We start from the raw sequence: 22,544 nt of genomic DNA on the forward strand, positions 1-22,544 counted from the left end.
ATTTTACTTGTTTAAAATCTCCCCAATCTTCAACGCACATTTTTCACCGTCAATTGCCGCGGAGATAATTCCTCCAGCATAACCAGCACCTTCGCCACAAGGATACAAACCTTTTATTTGAAGGTGTTCCAATGTTTCTGAATCTCTGGGAATGCGCACAGGAGAAGAAGTTCTTGATTCCGGAGCGTGAAGAACGGCCTCATTGGTCAAGAAACCACGCATTGATTTTCCGAATTCGACGAAACCTTCGCGTAATATTTGGGTAAGAAATCCAGGAAAAACTTCTCCCATTTCTACCGAAGTCGTTCCGGGAACATAGGACGTTTTCGGGATATTGGAAGACACTTTGTTCTGGGTAAAATCGACCATTTTTTGGGCAGGAACTTTTTGGGTTTCTCCTGCCAAATGCCAGGCTTTTTGTTCAATGCTTTTTTGGAATTCCATTCCTGCCAATGCACCAAATTTGGCAAACGGCTTGAAATCTTCGAGTTTCAATTCGACCACGATTCCAGAATTGGCCGTAGCTTGATCTCTTTTGGAAGGCGACCAACCGTTAGTTACAACTTCGCCCGGACTTGTCGCACAAGGTGCAATCACGCCACCGGGACACATGCAAAAAGAATACATTCCCCTGCCTCCCACTTGTTTCACGATGGAATAAGGTGATGGCGGCAAATGTTCACCACGATAATCGCAACTGTACTGGATACTGTCAATCAACGACTGCGGATGTTCGGCTCGAACGCCCAAGGCAAAAGCTTTGGCTTCGATAAAAATTTGTTTTCTATCCAATAATTCAAAAATATCTCGGGCAGAATGTCCTGTGGCTAGGATTATTTTATTGGCCAAAATTGTGTCACCATTTTTGGTAACGACACCTTGCACTTCGTTATTTTTGATAATAATATCGGTCAAACGCGTTTCGAAAAGGACTTTTCCTCCCATTTCGATGATTTTCTCCCGCATATCCTGAATGATTTGCGGTAATTTATTGGTTCCAATATGTGGATGTGCATCAACCAAAATATCGTGTGAAGCGCCATAAGCAACGAATAATTCCAAAATTCGGGTTACGTCGCCACGCTTTTTGGAACGTGTGTATAATTTTCCGTCAGAATAAGTTCCTGCACCGCCTTCGCCAAAACAATAATTGGAATCTTCATCCACGATATGATCCCTGTTGATGGCTTTCAAATCTCTTCTTCTTCCTCGAACGTCTTTGCCCCGTTCGATTACTATTGGTTTCAAACCCAATTCTATCAATTGCAAAGCGGCAAACAATCCCGCAGGGCCAGCTCCCACGACGATGACTTCTTGTGCATTTTCAACATTTTTGTATTCTGGCAATTCTATTTTGGCTTCCTGAACAAGTTCGCCAACCAAATAAACAGTGACTTTCAAATTGAATTTCACGGCTTTTTGGCGGGCATCAATTGAGCGTTTTAGAATGGAAATATGCTGGATTTCTTTGGCATCGACCCGAATTAATTTGGAAATATGTTGTTTGAGCAACAGTTCATTTGTAGCTATTTCTGGAGATACTTGAAAGAGTAATTCTTGTGGCATTTTGTTGTGAAATTTTATGGAAATAATTTATAAATATCTTCCCGTTTGACAAATCTGGCAAGTTCTATAACTTCTCCATCAAAATAAAATCCTAATCTATATTTTCCAATTCTGATTCTATAAGCGTCTTGATATCCTTTTAGTTTTTTAATATTGGAAAGCACATTCAATGTTTCTGCATTTTTTAAAATAATAATTGCATTGAACAAATCATCTTTCAAACTTTCATCCTTGACTTTTAGTAAATCTTTTGAAAATTGTTTTAAGTATTCGACTTTCATTTACCTAAAATTTTGAAGATTTCCTCTTCACTAATCTTGTCTTTTCTATCAGCTTCCTGCATCAACATTATTAAGCCAATATCTTCTTTTTCTTCATCGGATAAATTATTGAATTGACTTGTTTGCTTATTTTTTACATAAGTTTGCACAGCATTTTCAATCAATCCTTTAACACTAGTTTTTTCAAATATTGAAATTACTTTCAATTTGGTTAAAGTAGTTTCGTCAATATCTATTAATTTTCTCATTGGAAATATTTTTACACAAATATATATTATATATACGATATATACAATAACAAAATAAACTTCGTAAATTTACAATCTAAACACATTCAAAATGTCTCGACAAATAAAACTAATATGGGATTTTCGTGGTCCAGCTTCGGCAAAAACGGCCGAACACCACGAAATTCATTTGAAGGAATATATAATTGCAGAAAAATTATCTCCGAATATTACCGGTTTTGAAGTCCTCAACGAAATGTATGCGGTTGCTTTTATGGTCGTTACCGATGAAACTATGATACAGGTACGTGATGCTTTGAAACCGCATCGAGGCGAGGTGTTTTAGTATTCAGTCGCGGTATTCAGTTCTATTGTGACTGAATACTGCGACTGAACACTGAATACTTTTTAATTTGCTACTTCACTAATAAACTTGATTCTCATCAAGCGCAATTCATCAATATCATAATCGCCTTCAAATTCTTTGAGCGCATTTTCAATATTATCGGATTGGGATTCCATAAAATAGTCGTGAATTTCTTCTTGCTGATCGTCGTCCAACATATCATCAATCCAATACTTTATGTTCAACTTGGTTCCAGAATTTACGATTTGTTCCATTTCCGTTATCAAGGCCTCCATGGTCAAACCTTTGGCAGAAGCAATATCGCTGAGCGGCAATTTCCGGTCGATATTTTGAATAATGTATAATTTATTGATAGAATTGGCTCCGGTAGATTTTACCACCAAATCATCTGGACGAACAATGTCGTTGTCATCCACATATTGGCTGATTAAGGCTATAAACTCCTTGCCGTATTTTTTTGCTTTCCCTTCTCCAACGCCATGGGTATTGATTAACTCATCCATCGAAATTGGATATTTCAAGGCCATGTCTTCAAGTGAAGGATCTTGGAAAACCACAAAAGGCGGAACTCCCAATTTTTTGGCCACTTTTTTACGCAGGTCACGCAGCATTCCCATCAAAACCTCATCGGCAACTCCGCCTGATTTCGCTGCGGTTACAATGGCTTCGTCCTCAGATTCATTGTACTCATGATCTTCAGACATCATGAAAGACTGTGGTTTTTTGATAAAATCCAAGCCTTTCTTGGTGATTTTCACGATGCCATAGGTTTCAATATCTTTAGACAATAATCCATCCACCAATACCTGACGCAATAATGCCATCCAGTATTTTTCATCATGATCGGCACCCGAACCGAAAAATGGCTGACTGTCCGTTCTATGCGCTTTTATGACTGCATTGACACGACCAATCAAGCTAAAAACCACTTCTTTGGATTTATAAATATGTTTGGTATCACGCACCACTTCGAGTAGTTTAACGACTTGGTCTTTGGCTTCCACCTTAACTTTTGGATTACGAACATTGTCGTCCATATCGCCACCGTCACCAGTCTCGTTATCGAATTCTTCACCAAAATAATGCAATAGAAATTTTCTTCTTGACATGGATGTTTCGGCATAAGCCACAACTTCCTGCAATAAGGCAAAGCCAATTTCTTGTTCGGCAACAGGTTTTCCCGACAAGAATTTCTCGAGTTTTTCTACATCTTTATAGGAATAATAAGCAAGACAATGTCCTTCGCCTCCATCGCGACCGGCACGACCCGTTTCTTGGTAATAACTTTCCAATGATTTTGGAATATCATGATGGATTACAAAACGAACATCGGGTTTGTCAATTCCCATTCCGAAGGCAATCGTCGCCACCACCACATCCACGTCTTCCATAAGAAACATATCTTGATGCTTGGCACGCGTTTTAGCATCCAATCCTGCGTGATAAGGTACCGCACTTATTCCGTTTACTTGCAAAACTTCGGCAATCGCCTCTACTTTTTTGCGGCTCAGGCAATAAATAATTCCTGATTTTCCTTTATGCGCCTTTATAAACCGAATGATGTCCGATTCAATATTTTTAGTTTTGGTACGTACTTCATAATATAAATTAGGCCTATTGAACGATGCTTTATAGGTTGTCGCATCGGACATATCCAAATTTTTGAGGATATCTTCCTGCACTTTTGGAGTGGCGGTAGCCGTAAGACCAATAATGGGAATATCTCCCAATTGCTTGATAATTCCTTTCAAATTTCGATATTCTGGCCTGAAATCGTGTCCCCATTCCGAGATGCAATGTGCTTCATCGATGGCAACAAAAGAAATTGGCACCGTTTGAAGGAAATTCAAATATTCCTCCTTGGTCAATGATTCCGGAGCTACATACAAGAGTTTTGTTAAACCAGAAGTGATGTCTTTCTTGACTTGGGCAATCTCCGTTTTGGTAAGTGATGAATTGAGTACATGGGCAATCCCATTTTCGGAAGACAAACTTCGAATGGCATCAACTTGATTTTTCATCAAGGCAATCAATGGAGAAACAACAATGGCTGTGCCGTCCTGAATCAAGGCTGGCAATTGGTAGCAAAGTGATTTTCCACCACCTGTCGGCATAATCACGAAAGTATTTTCCTTGTTGAGAATACTTTTTATAACTTGCTCCTGCAACCCTTTGAATTGGTTAAAGCCGAAATACTTCTTTAATTCTTTGTGGATATCAATTTCGTTTGAATTCATTCTTTATTAATGGTATTTTACATAAATTTGCACCACTAAAGATACTAATTTCTTTTATACATACAAATTTTTATAAAAATTCTATTTTGGACACAAAGGAAAACATTCTGATTTCAGCAAAAAACACCATTCTTTCCGAGAGTGAGTCCATCGCAAAACTAATTGATTACATTGACGTTAACTTCGCCGAGGCAACACAAATCATCTTTAATTCAAAAGGAAGATTGATTATTACAGGCATTGGAAAAAGTGCGATTATTGCCCAAAAAATGGTCGCCACATTCAATTCTACAGGAACTCCATCTATCTTTTTGCACGCCACGGAGGCCATTCACGGTGATTTAGGGATGGTACAACCCGACGATATTGTCCTATGCATTTCAAAAAGCGGCAATAGTCCCGAGATCAAAGCACTTGTTCCTTTGATAAAAAATTTCGGAAATCAATTAATAACCATGACTGGAAACACGACTTCTTTCTTGGCTAAAGAATCCAAATATGTGTTGAACACAACTGTGGATGCAGAAGCTTGCCCGAATAATCTAGCTCCTACCAACAGTACCACGGCGCAACTTGTCATGGGTGACGCTCTTGCCATCTGTTTGATGCAATTGCGCAATTTTACCAGCGAGGATTTTGCCAAATACCATCCTGGTGGTGCCTTGGGCAAAAAACTATTGCTTCGCGTGAAAGACATGCTCGAAAATTCTTTGAAACCAATGGTCACACCGGACGCACCCATAAAAAAAGTAATTTTCGAAATATCCGAAAAACGTCTTGGAGTTACCGCTGTTGTTGAAGACGAAAAAGTAATCGGAATCATTACCGATGGAGATATTAGAAGAATGTTGAACGACAACGATACTTTTACCCATTTGTCTGCCAAAGACATCATGACAAAAAAACCTAAAATGATACAATCCACAACTATGGTGGTAGACGCCTTGAATATCCTGGAAGATTTCTCCATTACCCAACTTATTGTTGTGGACGAAGGCGAGTATAAAGGTGTGTTACATTTACACGACATTTTAAAAGAAGGAATCATATAATGGAAAAGAAGGAACTTAAAGAAATGTCGTTTTTAGACCATCTCGAAGAATTAAGATGGTTGTTAGTCAGAAGCACCGTTGCCATATTGGTATTTGCCACATTTACTTTTTTTGTCAGCGATTATATATTTGATGTCATAATTTTTGGCCCAAAAAGCCCTGATTTTATTACTTATCGTTTTTTTTGTGATTTATCACACCAATTGGGTTTTGCCGACAGCATATGCGTTACCGAAATGCCGTTTATCATCCAAAATATAGATGTGGAAGGCCAGGTAAACATCTTGGTCTGGACATGTATAACGGCTGGTTTTATTTTGGCATTCCCTTATATTTTGCTGCAACTATGGAATTTCATTAGCCCAGCTTTATATGAAAATGAGCGAAAACATGCAAAACTCTTTATATTCATTGCATCTTCCCTATTCTTTCTTGGAGTTCTATTTGGATACTTCGTCGTGGTTCCTATGTCGGTTAATTTCTTTGCAACCTTCAAAGTTAGTGACGTAGTACAAAATCAATTCAGTTTTGATTCCTACATTGGCATGATAAAAACATCGGTTATTGCCAGTGGATTATTTTTTGAATTACCAATAATCATCTACTTTTTAACGAAATTGGGACTAGTGACACCACAATTTTTAAGACAATATTGGAAATATGCCGTGGTAATTATCCTTATTGTTGCTGCAATTGTAACACCTCCTGATGTCGTGAGCCAGTTAATTGTTGCCATCCCGATGCTTGTAATCTATGAAGCAAGTATATTTATTTCGTCAATTGTTTATAAAAACCAACAAAAAAGAGATGGGCAACTTAGTTAAAGAATTCAACGATTACCGTTCCAAGATGAACGAAAAATTATTGGCAGACAACAACAAAATTGTAAAGCGAATTTTCAATCTTGACACCAATGCTTATGCAGCAGGAGCACTTGACGTAAAAACCAAGGAACTTTTGGGTTTAGTAGCCTCGACGGTGTTACGCTGTGATGATTGCGTGAAATACCACTTGGAAAACTGCCATAAAGAAGGCCTTTCAAAAGAAGAAATGATGGAAGCCATGGGAATTGCAACGCTTGTGGGTGGAACAATTGTAGTGCCTCATTTGCGCAGAGCCTATGAGTTTTGGGAAGAATTGGAAGAAGACAAATAATTGTTAAATGGTAGATCTGGTGATTTGTTTATTCGTTAATTTGTCGAATAAGCGAACAACCGAAAATAATCGAATAACCTCAAAAAATGAAATTAAGAGCCGAAAATCTAGTTAAAACATATAAAGGAAGAAGTGTAGTCAAAGGCATTTCAGTAGAGGTAAACCAGGGCGAAATCGTCGGGCTTTTGGGACCAAACGGAGCCGGAAAAACAACTTCTTTCTACATGATTGTGGGATTGGTAAAACCCAATTCCGGAAATATTTATCTGGATGATTTAAACATTACCGATTATCCAATGTATAAAAGAGCCCAACAAGGGATTGGCTATTTGGCACAAGAAGCTTCCGTTTTCAGAAAACTGAGTATCGAAGACAATATTTTGAGCGTTTTGCAATTGACCAAGCTTTCCAAAGAAGCACAAGAAGCCAAAATGGAAAGTTTAATCGATGAATTTGGTTTGCAACACATTCGCACCAATCGTGGAGATTTGCTTTCGGGAGGAGAACGTCGTCGTACCGAAATTGCCCGTTGTTTAGCCACTGACCCCAAATTTATTTTGTTGGATGAACCTTTTGCGGGAGTAGATCCTGTTGCCGTTGAAGACATTCAAAGAATCGTGGCTCAATTAAAGAACAAGAACATTGGAATCCTGATTACCGACCACAACGTACAAGAAACACTGGCCATCACGGACAAAACCTACCTTATGTTTGAAGGAGGTATTCTAAAAGCCGGTATTCCCGAAGAATTGGTGGAAGACGAAATGGTACGTCGCGTCTATTTAGGACAGAATTTCGAATTGAGAAAAAAGAAATTGGAGTTTTAAAAGTCAGAACATTAAAATGGAAGATCCAGACAACCCAAGTCCAGAAACACAGGAAAGATGGCGCAAAGACCCCAACAACTGGATTTGGGGATTGTTTTATTACAACAAAGAAGACGGACGTTTGTTACCACCAAAAAGAAACCCCATGATGGGTTTCACCATCAACTTTGCCAATCCCAATTCGGTGTTGTTTTTTGTAATTATGATGTTGTTTTTCTTGCTGGTTGTATTTGTTATTATAAGAAAAAGATAACTATTCCATCGTTATAAACCGCAGCTGCTCCACATCGCCATTATAGATATTAACATCCACATTGCCTTTTATTCCCGTCACGGAAGCCTTTTCGGTAAACTGCCAAAACAACCAATCCTCGCCTATTTTCTCCCGATAAAAATTATAATTGGCTATCCAAAAAAGATAATCCGAGAAATCATCTTTCAAAAAATCATCGTAGTATTTCTCGCCTGTATAAATAATGGGTTTGACCTTGTAATGAGCTTCCACGGCTTTCAACCAACGCCTTAATCCTATTTTTAGGCTATCCAAAGATTGACCTTTGGGCAGTTTCTCAATATCTAAAACAGGTGGCAAATCGCCTTTGTGAAGATGCACGGTTTTGATAAAAAGTTGCGCTTGTTCCAATGAATTTTCGTTGGGACGGTAATAATGATAAGCGCCACGAATCATTTTTCGACTTTTGGCGCCAAGCCAGTTTTCCTCAAATTGACTATCTTCCCTATCATTTCCAGCAGTAGCTCGAATGAAAACAAACTCCAATGGATGTTTTTCCTCGATGGTTTCTACCAAAGTCCAATCGATTTCTCCTTGAAACTCGGAAACGTCCAGACCTATTGCTTTGCCTTGATGATTTTCTAAAACCTGGTAATTGCGAACATCCGAAATGCGTTTGGCTTCGGCTTGTTCGTATTTTAATTTATAGGATTTAAAACCCAAATAATACAGAAATCCATCGCGATAATGGTAGCCCACTCCAAGAAACAGCAAGATAAAAAATCCAATTATCGAATAACTGCGCAGCTTTCCAGAGAAAAAAAAAGTTTTCTTCCTGGGTTTTCTTCGGACTACAGGTTTTCTTCGAGTGGTTGTTCGCCTCATTGAAAAATTACTTTTTCAGGAACTTGTTGTTGACAACCGACAACAAAACATAAGTAACAATAACCAATGGAATGGCCAAATATTGGAAGAAAACCAACAACAAAACACACAAAGTCAAAAAGACGATTTGAAGAGCATTTTTCTTGAGAGTAAAATCTTTTATTTTCAAGGAAAACAAAGGGATTTCTGCATTAAGAATGTAAGCACTGAATAAAGTGATGGCCAACAAAATCCATTGATTCGTCAAAATATCGAAAACAACCAACGAATTGGAATATTTCAAAACCAATGGTAAACTCAATATAAACAAGGCATTGGCGGGAGTTGGCAAGCCAATAAAAGAATCGGTTTGACGCGTATCAATATTGAAATTGGCCAAACGGTAACAAGAACCCAAAGTGATGATGAAACCCAAATACGGCAAAATCGTAATTGGAGCTGCAGGGTCTTGACATTGTTGCAACAGCCAATACATCACATAACCCGGAACGACACCGCTTGTAACCATGTCTGCCAAAGAATCCAATTGCAAACCCAATTCTCCGGCCACCTTGAACAATCTGGCAAAAAATCCATCGAAAAAATCCAAAAAAATACCCAAACAGACAAAATAGAAAGCCATTTCAAAATTTAATTCCGACACAAAAACTACGGCAATGCAACCGCAAAAAAGATTAAGCAACGTAATTATATTGGGAATGTGTTTTTTTATTTGCATCGTTTGGTAGATTTAATGTTTCGAAGTCCACAAATTTAATACAATAAACCCGTTGGGTGCTATTATTTAAAACAAAAAATATTGATTAGATATTAGTAAACTTGTTTTTTAAGTTGCTATCTGCAATTCCACTCTATTTACTATTAGGTAAGTACTATATCAAGGTTACTACAGAGTTACTATACAGTTACTATATAGTTACTATAAAGTTACTATACCTATGCTTTATCCATACACTTGCCATACTTTTGCCATACTCAAAAATATAATCACACCCAACGCGTTATACTATCTGAATGAGAAGTGCGTTTTTAGTAGAGATTTTCAACAACACTCTCTTTGAGGCTTATTATTTGACCCAATAAAGGAGTAAGCTCATTAAAAAATTATATTTTTGGAAAAAATTAAACGATACATCGGTCTGCGAAACAATCCATGCTAAAAAAAAATCCATTCATCTTCCTTCTTTTGATTTGCGTCAGTTCATATGCGCAAACGGTCAGAAAATATTCGAACGAGTTTATGAATATTGGTGTTGACGCCGCTGCATTGGGAATGGCAAACGCCGTGACTTCACATACCAAAAACGTGAATTCGGGCTATTGGAATCCCGCGGGATTGGTTCATCTGGAAGACCACGAGCTATCCTTGATGCACGCCAATTATTTTGCCAATATTGCCCAATACGACTACATAGCTTATGCAAAACCTATCGACGACGAAAGCGCTTGGGGGATTTCCCTGATTCGTTTTGGTGTGGACGACATCATGAATACCACCGAACTAATCGACAATCAAGGCAATATTGACTACAATCGCATCAGTCTTTTTTCTACTGCCGATTATGGTGTCACTTTTTCCTACGCTCGAAGATTGCAAGTTCCGGGATTTCAATATGGGGTCAATGCCAAAGTGATTCGCCGAATTATTGGACAATTTGCCAGTTCTTGGGGTTTTGGATTTGATGCCGGAATACAATTCGAAAATGACGATTGGCAATTTGGCCTGATGCTTCGCGATATTACGACGACCTATAATGTTTGGAGCATTGACGAAGCTGAATACAAAAAAATCGCCAACGCCGTTCCGGGACAAAATCAGGAATTGCCTGAAAGCACCGAAATCACGGCTCCAAAAGCCCAATTGGGATTGTCCAAAAAGTTTATTATTCATTATGATTACAGTCTTTTGGCTGCAGCCAATGTCAATATGGTTTTCACCAAAACAAACGACGTCATTTCAACAGATTTTGCCAGTGTTGATCCTGCGCTAGGTCTTGAATTTGGCTATACCGACTTGGTTTTCTTGCGTGCCGGTGTTGGGAATTTTCAAAACATACAACAAATTGACAATACTGAAAAAGTGGGTTTCCAGCCCAATATCGGTTTGGGATTCAAATACAAGGGCATACAAATTGATTATGCCTTGACCAATTTAGGAAATCAAAGTGCCGCCTTGTATTCGAATATTTTTTCAGTAAAAGTAGATTTGGGGCAGTTCAGAAATTAATTTTATTCTTTTTACACCGTTATAAATGAATTCATTACTAAAAAAAATATTTTTTTCCTTATTGTTAATCCATTCGATAAGCAGTTTTGGACAGAACATCTCCTTGTCAAACAACGCTCGTGCCAGCATCATCACTTGCGATACCGGCAACGAATCCTATTCTCTTTTCGGACACACCGCCCTTAGAATAACCGACACGAACAACAATCTGGACGTGGTTTATAATTATGGTGCTTTTGATTTTGCCACGCCAAATTTTGTCGTGAAATTCGCCAAAGGAGATTTGCAATATTTTGCCATCGCCCATTCTTTTTCGGATTTCATGAATCAATACACTTATGAACAAAGAAGCGTTTTCGAACAAGAATTGATTATTCCATTGGCATACAAACAGAAATTATTCGACAATTTGAATACTGCCCTTGCTTCGGAAGAACGCTATTATACTTATAAATTTATCGACAGAAATTGCACCTCGATGGTTGTTGAAATCCTGAACAAAACACTGGGTTCGAAAGTGGTTGTCAAAAAAACCGACACGGATAAAACTTATCGAACCATCCTTTATCCTTATTTTGACAATTCTTTTTATCAAAAGCTGGGTACCAGCATCATTTTCGGGAGTAAAGTGGATAATTATGGAACCCAAATATTCCTGCCTTTCGAATTGCATAAAAGTTTGCAACATATCCAATTTGAAAATCGCCCGCTTTGCAAGGAAAGCAAAACCCTCCTGGAATTCAAAAAAGAAGCGCCAAGTTGTTCTTGGGACAATATTTACACCTTCATCCTGTTGCTTGGGTTTATTGTCGTCATCAACAAGAAAAGCATCGATTTGTTTTATCTTTCCATTATGGGATTGCTGGGATTGTTTTTCGGATTTATGGGATTTTATTCCTTTCACCTGGAGTTGGCCAACAATTACAACATCTTGTTATTTAATCCTTTATTACTTGTATTGATTTATTTTTATTATACCAAAAACAAAAAATGGATCATCAATTTATCCTTGCTGAACCTCTTTTTCCTCCTTGTTTACGTGGTATTTATGTTGAACAAAATACATTTATTGATTGTGCTGCCTCTTGTATTGGCCAGTACGGTCTTGTTGATAAAAATCGCCTTTCAAAACAGCAAACGAATTCCGGTAGTGGTATAGATTACTGACCGCGATAAAACAAAACCGTGCTTATGGTCTTGATGGTAATGTTCAAATCCATAAAAATACTTCTATGTTTGATGTAATACAAATCATATTGCAGTTTAATCAGGCTGTCTTCCATTGATTCACCGTAAGAATAATTGACCTGTGCCCAGCCAGTAAGTCCAGGTTTTATGACGTGTCGGGTTTCATAAAAAGGCATTATTTCGGCAATTTCCCTGACAAAGAAAGGGCGCTCGGGTCTTGGTCCAATGACGGCCATTTCCCCTTTTAAAATATTGACAAATTGCGGAATTTCGTCTATTCTGGTTTTGCGCATGAATTTCCCAAAAGGCGTCACTCGGCTATCATTGGGAGTCGAAAAAACAACACCGGCTTTCTCGGCATTATTAATCATGGTCCTAAACTTGAGTATTTGGAATATTTTGCCGTTTTTACCCACACGTTCTTGGGTATAAAATAATTTTCCCTTGTTTCCAATCGCATTTCCCAGTAATACAAAAGGAATAATAAACATTCCGAACAACAATCCCACGATGGAAATCAGTGTTTCCATGATTTTTAAATTCAGCAAATACAATTGGTTGCTGTTGCTTCTGTTAAAAGGGAAAAACTTGTAAAAATCCCTGGTGATATAATGCACAGGAATACGTTGTGTTTTATATTCGTATACTTGGGAATATTCGCGGATTGTGGTTCCATTTTCCAGCAAATGAAGTAATTTTTGGTACAACTCAACGGTGATGTCATCGGTTTTTTGGGAGGCAACAACAATTTCAAACAGATTATTTTCATTGACAAAAGACACTAAATCATCAATTTCGAGATGTTGTATAAAATGGTATTTCTGACTATTGTTATTGGTGTTATCAGAATTAACATAGGCAACAATTCTATAATGGGGATCCGATTTTTCGAGGTCTAAAATCAATTCTTCCATCTGTTCTCTATCACAAACCAATATCACATTTTGCACAAATCTATTGGAAGCCAGAAATTTGACATAAAAAATCCTCCATAAAATCAATGCAATAAGCAAGGTAAAATAAAAAAACAAAATTTGAAGTCTATTTGTAGGCAATTCAGCAGAAAAAATAGGCGTCATCAAGTAAAACAAAACAGTCGTCGAAGCAGTAAGAATAGTGCTTTTCATTACTTGAAATTGATTGCTGGCTACTTGAAGGTTGTACATTTCAAACACGGTTCCAACTCCGTTGAGATAAAGTGCGAGAACCATGGCGTATTGAAAATGAATAGTCGAAGTGGCAAGATATTTCAAATCCAACACATCTCCTGTAAAATGCAATGCCAATAAAACAAATACAACATCAAAAATCCGTAACAAAACCTTCCGTTCCGAGACTTCAAAATGAATTTTACTATTCTTGTTCATTACTACTTTTACTGATTCAATTAAAAAAAAAAACAAATTTACACAAACCAATCCCGAAATCATTGAAAAATCGGTAAACTCCATCCTATTTAGTCAAATTACAAGAAGCCTAAATTTCTCTTGGTTTTAATGAAAAAGCATTTATTTTCCATCATTCTATTACCAACAAAACATAAATCGTCTTTATAAATTCGGCACAATTTTCCTTTTGGGAATTTCGCTAAAATACACATTAAGCAAAGACAAAGAATAAACAAATGCCGGTGCCGCGGTTCGCATAGCCGCATGATTGATGGTAAAAAACCAAAAGGCTACAAAACACAATAAATACATGTTGAATTTGTTTTCCAAATACAAAAACAAGGGCGTAAAAAACAGAATCAACAATCCAATAATTCCCAAAGTACCGTGTTCTGCCAGCATTCTGGTAATTTCGTCATGGGATAAAGTACCGTCCCCAGTTTCGGCTTTTCGAACTTCGACGCCTTTTCCAACACCAACGCCAAAAATTGGATTATCCAAAAAAATGTTAATTTCCCCTTTGGCCACTTCTTCCCTACCCGTGAACCTGCTTTCTTTTACTCTTCCCGCCGCATCTTTGTTGGCATAACGTTTGTCGATTAGTCCACCTGTCTGAAAAGAAGTATATGCCCATGTTGCCGCCATGGCAATAGACAACAATACAATCAAATAATTGAGTTTTACCCTTCCGGCAAAATTAGATTTTGTGTAGAGAAAGAAAATCAACAAGATAATCATCAAAAAACCCGTAACCATTCCCCCACGAGAAAAAGTAACCATTCCTCGATAAGTAATATTCAAGGCGATAATTAAATTAATGATGACCAAGTATTTGGTCTTGGATTCCAAAATTATCCTGGAAAAAAAGATAAACATTCCCATTCCCAAAATGGTGGCCACTTGATTGGGACCAAATCCTCCAGAGGTTTCAAAATTAGATTGGGTACTGGTAATGACGTCCCTAATATTTGGAGTATAAAATATCAAATATACCATGCAACTAATAATTGGCAATCCCATCGAAAGAAGGATAGAATTGATTTGGTCCAAGGATATTTTTCGCCTAAAAGTATAAAGCGAGGACACTCCCAAACAGACGGGACCCGAGATATTAAAGGCGATAGTATTCCTCATATTAGTATCGAAATTCAATACAAAAGTTGTCAAAACCACGCTGGGAACCAACAATAATAGAAATATCCAATACGGCGTGGCATTTTTTGAAAATCCGCTAAAATACATTCCCAAGAAAATAAAAACCATTACCCCATATTTGGAAATTTCATACAGGGGATTCCCGTGCGTCATCCTCAAAAAAACTTCACTACCCACCACATAAGCAGCGGCCATCAAGGCTTCATTATTTTTGTTCTGTTTTTTAATGATATAAAGAGCCCACAATATAAAAATCAAATACCCGTAAATTTTGGAAAAAAACGGCAATACAAACACCAAAAATCCAATTCCGACGTGGAAGAGGATTAAATTGAGATACAGGATTTCGTCTTTTTTCATTTTTTACTTATTTGTCAACCAACCTAAATATTGATTTATCACGTTTTTTTCTGAATAATTAATTTTGACAGTTTCTTGAAGAGCTTTTCCAAAATCGTTTTGAAAGGTTTCACTTTCCATCAATTCCACCAATGAATCACAAAACAATAGTACATTTCCAGCTTCAACCATAAATCCGTTGACACCATCTTGAATCAACAAAGGAATTTCTCCAACATTCGTCACGACAATGGGTTTTGCAGACCAACCGTATTCCAGCAGCGCCACAGGCAAACCTTCTGATTTTGAAGTCAAAACCGCTATGGTTGACTGCTCCAGAATATTTCCAACATCCTGTTTCGAACCATAAATAAAAACATTGTTTTGCAAATTGAAGTCCAAAATCAGGTTCTTGATTTCTTTCGAATAATTATCTTCAAAATCTTTTCCCACCAAATGAAATGTCCATTCCGGATGCGACAGTTGCACTTTTTGGGCCACTTCCAGCAACAAAAAATGATTTTTCTGTTCTCTCAAATTCGCCAAAGATACTATTCGTTTCCCTTGAATTCCTTTCAAAATCGTATTTCCCAAAACATTATTCCCCAAGGATGGAAAATTAGGCAAATAAACAACATTTTTAAAATGCATTTTTTGTTCCGCCCAAAGTTTTAGATTTTGGTTTACGGCTATAATTCCACTGAAAAAAGGCAGTGTCACCCTTAAAGCCAACGAAGGCCTTTTGGACAAAAACTCGCTGTCACCATAATGGTCGTGCCAAATTAATTTCACCTTCGGATAAGTTAACTTCAAAAGAAAAACCAGAAAAAAAGAAGTGCTGTGTGCGTGAATTATTTCCACTTTATTTTTTGCCACAAATTTTCGCAAGGTCGAAAGTGCATTCCAATCCATCGTTCCTTTCTTGTTCAAGTACAAATAAGAAACCTTATTGTTGACCTGATTCAAAAGAGGCCCTTCCTTTCGAGTTACCACCAATCCTGAAAAATCTATTGTAACGGCAAGTGCATTGGCATAATTCACCGCCATTCGTTCGGCACCGCCAGCCTCAAGAGAATCTATGATTTGGAGAATTCTCATGGTGTCAACAGTTTTTTAATTTCTTCCTCGAAGACATCCAAGGTGTATTTTCTGGACCAATCCGTCGCCTTTTCGCTCATGATTTGATAATCGATTTCATTTTTCAAAACAGTGTCCAATTGATTCAGGTCTTTTTCCAATTCCATTTCCAATAAAAGACCTCGATTGCCATAATCCAGCATAAACGGCACGCAAGAAACCGAGGTTGCCACAGGAACACAACCCCAAAACATTCCTTCGGCCACGGCTTTTGGCCAACCTTCACTATCGGACGGCAAAACAACAAAATGACTTTGTTCGTAGGCTTTTTTGACTATTTCCTGCGTTTGGTTTCCTTTCAATGAAATGATGTTTTCCAAATTGTTTTTACCAATATATTGCTCCAATTCGTTACGTTCTGCCCCTTCCCCAAACAAAGCCAAAGCAACATCATGACCATTTTTGTGCAAGGCTTCCGCCAATTGAATGGCATATAACGGATTTTTGCCCGATACCAAAGCTCCCACAAAAACAAAACGGATTTTCTGTTTCAGATCTTTGGAAATAATAGGTAATTTATCGGCTTCATTATAAGTTGCCGTAAAAAAAGGTTTGATATTCTTGGAACTTTCTTCCCATTTTCCATAAACCAAAACCTGCATATTTCGAGTCAGGAAGGTATTAGACAAAATCCATTTTTGCAATTTATAACTCAACGGTTGTTTCGATTTCGGATCCCAATTGCCGGCATATTTGGCTGTTTTAATCTTTTTTGGAAATAAAATCTGGAGTAAAGTCGCTAGCAAACCCATATTTCCGGGACAGCGCAAATGAATGTGATCGGCATCTTTCATTGCCAAATAAATGCTGCAGCAAATTCCGGGTGTTTTAAAAACTGTGTTGAAAATGGATTTCAGATGCAAAACATCAAAACCGGCAACAGCCACGAATTCAATATCTTCGTGATCATATTTTATATCAATTGGAGTCTTCCGGGATTTGGATTCCGGGGCAACAACAACCACTTTGCCAAGCTGTTTTGTCCAAATATTCATTTCCCGAACATAAGGAGCATAAGCAAAATATTGATTCTGCTCCACAATATGTGGCACGTGGGTAATGATGACAAAATTCATTTAAAGGTTTTCAGTTGCGAATTTGTATTTCCAGCAGTAAATATATCGTTAAATCTAATCATTATCAAAGGGAAAATTAAATTTTGTCTTTAGCCTATTTCAAAAAAAAGCTGCCAAGAACAATTAAAATCCCAAGAACTATTGTCCGAAAGTCGGCTACTAATCAGACCTTAACATTTGTTAACAAAATAGATTTTCAGAAACCATAATTAATTGTATTTTTACCGTTCAAAATTTAGAAAAATAAATGGGTAAAATCATTGCGATTGCTAATCAAAAAGGAGGAGTAGGAAAGACGACAACGTCCATAAATCTCGCTGCTTCATTAGGTGTTTTAGAAAAAAAAGTGTTACTAATAGATGCTGATCCCCAGGCAAATGCCACTTCAGGATTAGGAATTGACGTGGAAACCGTGGAAATCGGAACCTATCAAATTCTCGAGCACAGCAACACGCCAAGGGAGGCAACAATAAAAAGCACGGCTCCAAACGTGGACGTGATCCCTTCCCATATTGACCTTGTGGCCATCGAAATCGAATTGGTTGACAAAGAAAACAGGGAATACATGCTCAAAAAAGCATTGGAAAGCATCAAGGAGGAGTACGATTATATCATAATCGATTGTGCGCCTTCGCTAGGTTTGCTTACGCTAAATGCCTTGACGGCGTCAGATTCAGTGATTATTCCAATTCAATGCGAATATTTTGCATTGGAAGGTTTGGGCAAATTATTGAATACCATAAAAAGCATCCAAAAAATCCACAATACCGATTTAGATATCGAAGGATTGCTTTTGACCATGTTCGACTCCAGATTGCGTTTATCCAACCAAGTGGTCGAAGAGGTTCAAAAACACTTCAACGACATGGTTTTTGAAACCGTGATTCAAAGAAACGTCAAATTGAGCGAGGCTCCCAGTTTTGGCGAAAGCATCATCAACTATGACGCCACGAGTAAAGGTGCAATAAATTACCTACATTTGGCACAAGAAATTATAAAGAAAAACAGTAAATAGTTTTATGGCACAAGCACTAAAAAAACAAGCCTTGGGAAGAGGATTATCGGCATTGTTGAAAGATCCGGAAAACGACATCAAATCAGTGAGCGATAAAAATGCCGACAAAGTGGTTGGAAACATTATCGAGCTTGAAATTGATGCCATCGAAATAAATCCGTTTCAACCCAGAAGCAATTTCAACGAAGAATCTTTAAGAGAATTAGCGACTTCCATAAAAGAATTGGGCGTAATTCAGCCCATCACTGTTCGAAAATTAGACTTCAACAAATACCAATTAATTTCGGGAGAGCGACGTCTTCGTGCTTCAAAATTAGTGGGATTGACCACTGTTCCGGCTTATATTCGAATTGCAAACGACAACGAATCCTTGATTATGGCCTTGGTTGAAAACATTCAACGCCACGATTTGGATCCCATAGAAATTGCGCTTTCGTACCAAAGGTTGATTGACGAAATTCAATTGACACAGGAACAAATGAGCGACCGCGTGGGAAAAAAACGTTCCACAATTGCCAACTATTTACGCCTTTTAAAGTTGGATCCGATTATCCAAACCGGAATCCGAGATGGTTTCATCAGCATGGGACACGGTCGTGCCATAATCAACATCGAAGACCAAGACATTCAAGCCGATATTTACCAAAAAATCGTGAGCCAGAATCTTTCGGTTCGAGATACCGAAGCATTGGTCAAAAATTATCAAGAAAGTTTGAAACCCAAGCCTGCAACCCAAGCTAAAGCAGCTTCTTTCGAAATTGAAGAGGATCAAAAAAACACTTTCAACACTTATTTTGGCACCAAAGTCGACGTTAAAGTTGCCGGAAACGGAAAGGGAAAAATCACTATTCCATTCCAGTCCGAAGAAGACTTCAACCGAATTATCAAACTAATAAAGGGGTAGTGAATAAAATATTTTTCATAGGTTTACTCTTCTTTTTTTTAGGAAGCCAATCCGTTTTTTCGCAAAAGAAAACCGACGAGACTGCCTTGATAGCAAAAGACACCTTGAAATCAAACGACATTGACCCTTTGACGCCCGCAAAAGCAGCTTTTTATTCGGCTATTTTACCGGGATTGGGACAGGCTTACAACAAAAAATACTGGAAAATCCCCATTGTTTACGGCGCCATTGGAACGAGTCTTTATTATTATATCGACAGCAATAAAAGTTACAACCAATATCGAGATGAATACAAGCGAAGATTGGAAGGTTTTGGAAGAGGCGAAGAACTGGCAAGATATGATGATGCCACTTTAATTTCTGCCCAAAAATTTTACCAACGAAATCGAGATTTGTCCGCCTTGTTCGTTGTTGGTTTTTATGTTTTAAATATTATAGACGCCAATGTTGACGCAGCTTTAATACAATTCAACGTGAATGAAAATTTGTCGTTGAAACCAAATATTTATTTGAATGATGTAACATCAAGGACAAATGTTGGACTAACATTTAATTATAATTTTTAGAATCCCCCTAACCCCCGAAGGGGGAAATACAGGAAAGTTATACTGAAAAAAAAGATAAAAATTGAAATTTAAAAAAATATAATGAAAATTGCACTTTTAGGATACGGAAAAATGGGACAGGTAATCGAAAGAATTGCCCTGGAAAGAGGACATGAAATTGTTTTGAAAAAAGACGAATTCAACACCTATGACGGACTTTCGAATGCTGATGTGGCCATCGATTTCAGTGTTCCAACGGCTGCAGTAGACAACATATCGAGTTGTTTCCACGCCAATATTCCCGTAATTTCAGGAACAACAGGTTGGTTGGAACATTATGACGAAATGTTGGTCCTTTGCAAGGAAAAAAATGGAGGATTTATTTCGAGTTCCAACTTTAGTTTGGGTGTCAATCTTTTCTTTGAACTCAATGAATATTTGGCCAAAATGATGTCCAAATTTGACAGTTACAAGGTAGAAATGGAAGAAATTCACCATACCCAAAAACTGGATGCACCTAGTGGAACCGCCATTTCGTTGGCAAAAGGAGTCATTGAAAACAGCGATTACACCAATTGGACAATGGAAACCCCTAATTCAAAAGAAATTCATATCGAAGCCAAAAGAATTGGCACGGTTCCGGGAACGCATACCGTAACTTACAATTCGTCGGTAGATTCCATTGAAATCAAACATACTGCCCACAATCGCGAAGGTTTTGCCCTTGGTGCCGTAATTGCCGCTGAATGGATTGTAGGCAAACACGGTGTTTTCACGATGAAAGATGTTTTAACTTCAAAATAAATTTGTTGCTTTAAGGTTTCTAGTTCCGAGTTGAACAACTTTAAACCTTAAACTTTAAACTTTAAACAAAATAATATGACAGCATTTCAATGGTTTGTATTTTTCTTGATTGTACAAGTAATACACTTTTTAGGAACTTGGAAATTATATGAAGCAGCCGGCAGAAGACGTTGGCAAGCAGCCATTCCTGTTTACAACTCCATCGTTTTGATGAAGATAATCGGTCGTCCCACTTGGTGGACACTTTTGCTTTTCATTCCCATTATCAACCTGATCATGTTTCCTGTTATTTGGGTTGAAACCTTAAGAAGTTTTGGCAAAAAATCTTCTTTGGACACATTTTTAGGCATCGCCACTTTTGGTTTCTACATTTATTATGTTAATTATACCCAAAAATTAGATTATGTGGCCGACCGTAGTTTAAATTCCGAGAACAAAACGGCTGACACGGTAAGTTCCTTGCTTTTTGCCATTATCGTGGCCACTTTGGTTCATACTTATGTTATTCAACCTTTCACGATACCTACCTCTTCATTGGAAAAATCATTGTTGGTGGGCGACTTTTTGTTTGTGAGCAAGATGAATTATGGTGCGAGAGTTCCAATGACGTCCGTGGCTTTGCCAATGGTTCACGACTCGATTCCATTGACCAAAAGAAAGTCTTACCTGAGTTGGCCTCAATTGCCTTATTTTAGGTTGCCGGCTTTCGAAAAAATAAAACATTCCGACATCGTGGTTTTCAACTGGCCAGCGGATACTGTTTACCAATTTTTTGATAGATCTGGCAGAAAAGCCGTTATCAAACCAATTGACAAAAAATCGAATTATGTAAAACGTTGCGTTGGAATTCCAGGTGACAGTTTATCCATAAAGGACGGCATTGTTTACATCAACGGAAAAGTATTGGCATTGCCGGAAAGAGCTAAAGTTCAAAATACTTATACTGCCAAATTCAAGCATTCAAACAATATAGATTATAATAAATTATTTAATGACTTAAATAACTATCCAAACGACAGAGGTGGATTTGCTAATGATAGTACCCTTTATTTCCCAGCTCTAACTGAAGAAAAAGTCAATATTTTGAAAAGCACAAGTGGTGTAACTAATGTTGAAAAAATAATTGAACAACCAAACAAGAACAATACTCTAACTTATGATTTCAAATATAACCCAAAAATACAAGATGATTTTTTAACAATTATAGCTCGAATCAAAGAAACTAATCAATTTGCAATAGATGAGAAAACAGATAATGTTATAAGAATATATAATCTTCCAAAAGAGTTTATTGAAATTTTAAAGAAAAAGAAGTCAATAATTTACATAAAAGAATTTCACGATATCTTTCCAAATACTTTAAATTTAAAAAACTGGACAATTGACAACTATGGCCCAATATACATTCCAGAAGAAGGAAAAACGGTAGCCATAAACTTTATGACTTTACCTTTTTATAGCCGAATCATCACCGAATACGAAAAAAACAAACTGGAAGTCAAAGGCAGCGACATTTACATCAATGGAGTAAAAACAAAAACCTATACCTTCAAGCAAAACTACTATTGGATGATGGGTGACAATCGCCACAGATCGGAAGACAGCCGCTACTGGGGCTATGTTCCCGCTGACCACATCGTTGGAAAACCAGTATTTATTTGGATGAGTTGGGACACGAATGGCAAAGGATTTGGAAAAATCCGTTGGGATAGATTGTTTACCACCGTTGGCGGTGATGGTCAACCCCAATCGTATTTTAAAATATTCATGCTTCTTTTGGCCGCCTTTTTTGTGGGGGAATATTTTTGGAACAAGAGAAAAGAGAAAATTTAGAGGTTTAAAAGTTCAAAATGGTTTAAAGGTTTAATGTTGTTTAAGCACAATAAATTAACCTTTAAACCATTTTAAACAATCTTAAACCATTTTAAAACTAATTA

At 37.5% G+C, this 22,544-nt stretch carries 23 protein-coding genes; 13 read left to right on the plus strand and 10 right to left on the minus strand.

Annotated elements, in window-relative coordinates; genetic code table 11:
- Positions 1 to 3 precede the first annotated feature (3 nt).
- From OZP13_RS10795 to OZP13_RS10805, 3 genes are read right to left on the minus strand one after another with little or no spacing between them, the layout of a single operon-like run.
- Positions 4 to 1,566 carry an NAD(P)/FAD-dependent oxidoreductase gene (locus OZP13_RS10795; RefSeq protein ID WP_281297140.1) on the minus strand — a complete coding sequence of 521 codons (1,563 nt, stop codon included), beginning with the start codon at positions 1,564 to 1,566 and terminating at the stop codon, positions 4 to 6.
- Between the two features lie 14 nt (positions 1,567 to 1,580).
- A complete protein-coding gene (locus tag OZP13_RS10800; protein WP_269240161.1) occupies positions 1,581 to 1,847 on the minus strand; it encodes a type II toxin-antitoxin system RelE family toxin in 267 nt (88 codons plus the stop codon).
- Complete coding sequence (locus OZP13_RS10805; RefSeq protein ID WP_269240162.1) at positions 1,844 to 2,095, minus strand: hypothetical protein; 252 nt, start codon at positions 2,093 to 2,095, stop codon at positions 1,844 to 1,846. Before OZP13_RS10805 ends, OZP13_RS10800 begins: the two co-directional genes overlap by 4 nt.
- 91 nt (positions 2,096 to 2,186) lie before the next feature.
- Between OZP13_RS10805 and OZP13_RS10810 the strand changes: the two genes are divergently transcribed.
- Entirely contained in the window at positions 2,187 to 2,420 is a 234-nt protein-coding gene (locus OZP13_RS10810; protein ID WP_281297141.1) for a hypothetical protein, read from the plus strand.
- A gap of 62 nt (positions 2,421 to 2,482) precedes the next feature.
- Here the strand turns inward: OZP13_RS10810 and OZP13_RS10815 are convergent, their stop codons facing one another.
- The gene (locus OZP13_RS10815; RefSeq protein WP_281297142.1) at positions 2,483 to 4,678 is read right to left on the minus strand and encodes a RecQ family ATP-dependent DNA helicase; all 2,196 of its coding nucleotides are present in this window, start codon (positions 4,676 to 4,678) and stop codon (positions 2,483 to 2,485) included.
- An 86-nt stretch (positions 4,679 to 4,764) separates the two neighbouring features.
- Between OZP13_RS10815 and OZP13_RS10820 the strand changes: the two genes are divergently transcribed.
- The 5 genes from OZP13_RS10820 to OZP13_RS10840 all read left to right on the plus strand — a co-directional run bounded on the left by OZP13_RS10820 (position 4,765) and on the right by OZP13_RS10840 (position 7,965).
- Positions 4,765 to 5,730, plus strand: coding sequence for a KpsF/GutQ family sugar-phosphate isomerase (locus OZP13_RS10820; RefSeq protein WP_281297143.1), 966 nt, complete (start codon positions 4,765 to 4,767; stop codon positions 5,728 to 5,730).
- Positions 5,730 to 6,554 (plus strand): twin-arginine translocase subunit TatC, encoded by an 825-nt coding sequence (gene tatC, locus OZP13_RS10825; protein ID WP_281297144.1) that lies wholly within the window; start codon positions 5,730 to 5,732, stop codon positions 6,552 to 6,554. The genes OZP13_RS10820 and tatC overlap by 1 nt, the downstream gene beginning before the upstream one ends.
- Entirely contained in the window at positions 6,538 to 6,885 is a 348-nt protein-coding gene (locus OZP13_RS10830) for a carboxymuconolactone decarboxylase family protein (RefSeq protein ID WP_269240165.1), read from the plus strand. Before tatC ends, OZP13_RS10830 begins: the two co-directional genes overlap by 17 nt.
- Before the next feature lie 86 nt (positions 6,886 to 6,971).
- Entirely contained in the window at positions 6,972 to 7,712 is a 741-nt protein-coding gene (gene lptB, locus OZP13_RS10835) for an LPS export ABC transporter ATP-binding protein (protein ID WP_269240166.1), read from the plus strand.
- Positions 7,713 to 7,728: 16 nt separating this feature from the next.
- Positions 7,729 to 7,965 carry a DUF5808 domain-containing protein gene (locus OZP13_RS10840; protein WP_269240167.1) on the plus strand — a complete coding sequence of 79 codons (237 nt, stop codon included), beginning with the start codon at positions 7,729 to 7,731 and terminating at the stop codon, positions 7,963 to 7,965.
- Here the strand turns inward: OZP13_RS10840 and OZP13_RS10845 are convergent, their stop codons facing one another.
- Together OZP13_RS10845 and OZP13_RS10850 are read right to left on the minus strand one after the other, a co-directional pair.
- Entirely contained in the window at positions 7,966 to 8,829 is an 864-nt protein-coding gene (locus tag OZP13_RS10845) for a glycoside hydrolase family 25 protein (protein WP_281297145.1), read from the minus strand.
- Positions 8,830 to 8,836: 7 nt separating this feature from the next.
- On the minus strand, positions 8,837 to 9,547 hold the full coding sequence (locus tag OZP13_RS10850; RefSeq protein ID WP_269240169.1) for a CDP-alcohol phosphatidyltransferase family protein: 711 nt from the start codon (positions 9,545 to 9,547) through the stop codon (positions 8,837 to 8,839).
- A 435-nt stretch (positions 9,548 to 9,982) separates the two neighbouring features.
- On the opposite strand from OZP13_RS10850, the gene OZP13_RS10855 reads away from it, so the two are divergent.
- Together OZP13_RS10855 and OZP13_RS10860 are read left to right on the plus strand one after the other, a co-directional pair.
- Positions 9,983 to 11,056 carry a putative type IX sorting system protein PorV2 gene (locus OZP13_RS10855; protein WP_281297146.1) on the plus strand — a complete coding sequence of 358 codons (1,074 nt, stop codon included), beginning with the start codon at positions 9,983 to 9,985 and terminating at the stop codon, positions 11,054 to 11,056.
- Between the two features lie 25 nt (positions 11,057 to 11,081).
- Positions 11,082 to 12,215, plus strand: coding sequence for a lipoprotein N-acyltransferase Lnb domain-containing protein (locus tag OZP13_RS10860; protein ID WP_281297147.1), 1,134 nt, complete (start codon positions 11,082 to 11,084; stop codon positions 12,213 to 12,215).
- A 1-nt stretch (position 12,216) separates the two neighbouring features.
- Here the strand turns inward: OZP13_RS10860 and OZP13_RS10865 are convergent, their stop codons facing one another.
- The 4 genes from OZP13_RS10865 to OZP13_RS10880 all read right to left on the minus strand — a co-directional run bounded on the left by OZP13_RS10865 (position 12,217) and on the right by OZP13_RS10880 (position 17,339).
- Positions 12,217 to 13,611 (minus strand): exopolysaccharide biosynthesis polyprenyl glycosylphosphotransferase, encoded by a 1,395-nt coding sequence (locus OZP13_RS10865; protein WP_281297148.1) that lies wholly within the window; start codon positions 13,609 to 13,611, stop codon positions 12,217 to 12,219.
- A gap of 183 nt (positions 13,612 to 13,794) precedes the next feature.
- Positions 13,795 to 15,147 carry an O-antigen ligase family protein gene (locus OZP13_RS10870; RefSeq protein ID WP_281297149.1) on the minus strand — a complete coding sequence of 451 codons (1,353 nt, stop codon included), beginning with the start codon at positions 15,145 to 15,147 and terminating at the stop codon, positions 13,795 to 13,797.
- A gap of 3 nt (positions 15,148 to 15,150) precedes the next feature.
- Positions 15,151 to 16,224, minus strand: a complete 1,074-nt coding sequence (locus tag OZP13_RS10875) for a glycosyltransferase (protein WP_281297150.1) — start codon at positions 16,222 to 16,224, stop codon at positions 15,151 to 15,153.
- Positions 16,221 to 17,339 carry a glycosyltransferase family 4 protein gene (locus tag OZP13_RS10880; protein ID WP_281297151.1) on the minus strand — a complete coding sequence of 373 codons (1,119 nt, stop codon included), beginning with the start codon at positions 17,337 to 17,339 and terminating at the stop codon, positions 16,221 to 16,223. The genes OZP13_RS10875 and OZP13_RS10880 overlap by 4 nt, the downstream gene beginning before the upstream one ends.
- A 247-nt stretch (positions 17,340 to 17,586) precedes the next feature.
- Between OZP13_RS10880 and OZP13_RS10885 the strand changes: the two genes are divergently transcribed.
- The 5 genes from OZP13_RS10885 to lepB all read left to right on the plus strand — a co-directional run bounded on the left by OZP13_RS10885 (position 17,587) and on the right by lepB (position 22,440).
- Entirely contained in the window at positions 17,587 to 18,354 is a 768-nt protein-coding gene (locus tag OZP13_RS10885; protein ID WP_281297152.1) for a ParA family protein, read from the plus strand.
- Between the two features lie 4 nt (positions 18,355 to 18,358).
- A complete protein-coding gene (locus OZP13_RS10890) occupies positions 18,359 to 19,258 on the plus strand; it encodes a ParB/RepB/Spo0J family partition protein (RefSeq protein WP_281297153.1) in 900 nt (299 codons plus the stop codon).
- Positions 19,258 to 19,824 carry a DUF5683 domain-containing protein gene (locus tag OZP13_RS10895; RefSeq protein WP_281297154.1) on the plus strand — a complete coding sequence of 189 codons (567 nt, stop codon included), beginning with the start codon at positions 19,258 to 19,260 and terminating at the stop codon, positions 19,822 to 19,824. Before OZP13_RS10890 ends, OZP13_RS10895 begins: the two co-directional genes overlap by 1 nt.
- 81 nt (positions 19,825 to 19,905) lie before the next feature.
- Entirely contained in the window at positions 19,906 to 20,607 is a 702-nt protein-coding gene (gene dapB, locus OZP13_RS10900; RefSeq protein WP_281297155.1) for a 4-hydroxy-tetrahydrodipicolinate reductase, read from the plus strand.
- A gap of 75 nt (positions 20,608 to 20,682) precedes the next feature.
- A complete protein-coding gene (lepB, locus tag OZP13_RS10905) occupies positions 20,683 to 22,440 on the plus strand; it encodes a signal peptidase I (protein ID WP_281297156.1) in 1,758 nt (585 codons plus the stop codon).
- Positions 22,441 to 22,544: the final 104 nt, after the last annotated feature.

The organism is Flavobacterium limnophilum, from assembly GCF_027111315.2.
In the GTDB taxonomy this organism is placed as follows: Bacteria; Bacteroidota; Bacteroidia; order Flavobacteriales; family Flavobacteriaceae; genus Flavobacterium; species Flavobacterium limnophilum.

What these genes read in the sequence shown, in the direction of transcription:
- tatC (WP_281297144.1), top strand. Translation starts at nt 5,730, where the DNA reads ATGGAAAAGAAGGAACTTAAAGAAATGTCGTTTTTAGACCATCTCGAA.
- OZP13_RS10800 (WP_269240161.1), bottom strand. Translation starts at nt 1,847, where the DNA reads ATGAAAGTCGAATACTTAAAACAATTTTCAAAAGATTTACTAAAAGTC.
- OZP13_RS10880 (WP_281297151.1), bottom strand. Translation starts at nt 17,339, where the DNA reads ATGAATTTTGTCATCATTACCCACGTGCCACATATTGTGGAGCAGAAT.
- OZP13_RS10815 (WP_281297142.1), bottom strand. Translation starts at nt 4,678, where the DNA reads ATGAATTCAAACGAAATTGATATCCACAAAGAATTAAAGAAGTATTTC.
- dapB (WP_281297155.1), top strand. Translation starts at nt 19,906, where the DNA reads ATGAAAATTGCACTTTTAGGATACGGAAAAATGGGACAGGTAATCGAA.
- lptB (WP_269240166.1), top strand. Translation starts at nt 6,972, where the DNA reads ATGAAATTAAGAGCCGAAAATCTAGTTAAAACATATAAAGGAAGAAGT.
- lepB (WP_281297156.1), top strand. Translation starts at nt 20,683, where the DNA reads ATGACAGCATTTCAATGGTTTGTATTTTTCTTGATTGTACAAGTAATA.
- OZP13_RS10810 (WP_281297141.1), top strand. Translation starts at nt 2,187, where the DNA reads ATGTCTCGACAAATAAAACTAATATGGGATTTTCGTGGTCCAGCTTCG.
- OZP13_RS10860 (WP_281297147.1), top strand. Translation starts at nt 11,082, where the DNA reads ATGAATTCATTACTAAAAAAAATATTTTTTTCCTTATTGTTAATCCAT.
- OZP13_RS10805 (WP_269240162.1), bottom strand. Translation starts at nt 2,095, where the DNA reads ATGAGAAAATTAATAGATATTGACGAAACTACTTTAACCAAATTGAAA.
- OZP13_RS10840 (WP_269240167.1), top strand. Translation starts at nt 7,729, where the DNA reads ATGGAAGATCCAGACAACCCAAGTCCAGAAACACAGGAAAGATGGCGC.
- OZP13_RS10875 (WP_281297150.1), bottom strand. Translation starts at nt 16,224, where the DNA reads ATGAGAATTCTCCAAATCATAGATTCTCTTGAGGCTGGCGGTGCCGAA.
- OZP13_RS10885 (WP_281297152.1), top strand. Translation starts at nt 17,587, where the DNA reads ATGGGTAAAATCATTGCGATTGCTAATCAAAAAGGAGGAGTAGGAAAG.
- OZP13_RS10865 (WP_281297148.1), bottom strand. Translation starts at nt 13,611, where the DNA reads ATGAACAAGAATAGTAAAATTCATTTTGAAGTCTCGGAACGGAAGGTT.
- OZP13_RS10890 (WP_281297153.1), top strand. Translation starts at nt 18,359, where the DNA reads ATGGCACAAGCACTAAAAAAACAAGCCTTGGGAAGAGGATTATCGGCA.
- OZP13_RS10795 (WP_281297140.1), bottom strand. Translation starts at nt 1,566, where the DNA reads ATGCCACAAGAATTACTCTTTCAAGTATCTCCAGAAATAGCTACAAAT.
- OZP13_RS10850 (WP_269240169.1), bottom strand. Translation starts at nt 9,547, where the DNA reads ATGCAAATAAAAAAACACATTCCCAATATAATTACGTTGCTTAATCTT.
- OZP13_RS10855 (WP_281297146.1), top strand. Translation starts at nt 9,983, where the DNA reads ATGCTAAAAAAAAATCCATTCATCTTCCTTCTTTTGATTTGCGTCAGT.
- OZP13_RS10845 (WP_281297145.1), bottom strand. Translation starts at nt 8,829, where the DNA reads ATGAGGCGAACAACCACTCGAAGAAAACCTGTAGTCCGAAGAAAACCC.
- OZP13_RS10830 (WP_269240165.1), top strand. Translation starts at nt 6,538, where the DNA reads ATGGGCAACTTAGTTAAAGAATTCAACGATTACCGTTCCAAGATGAAC.
- OZP13_RS10870 (WP_281297149.1), bottom strand. Translation starts at nt 15,147, where the DNA reads ATGAAAAAAGACGAAATCCTGTATCTCAATTTAATCCTCTTCCACGTC.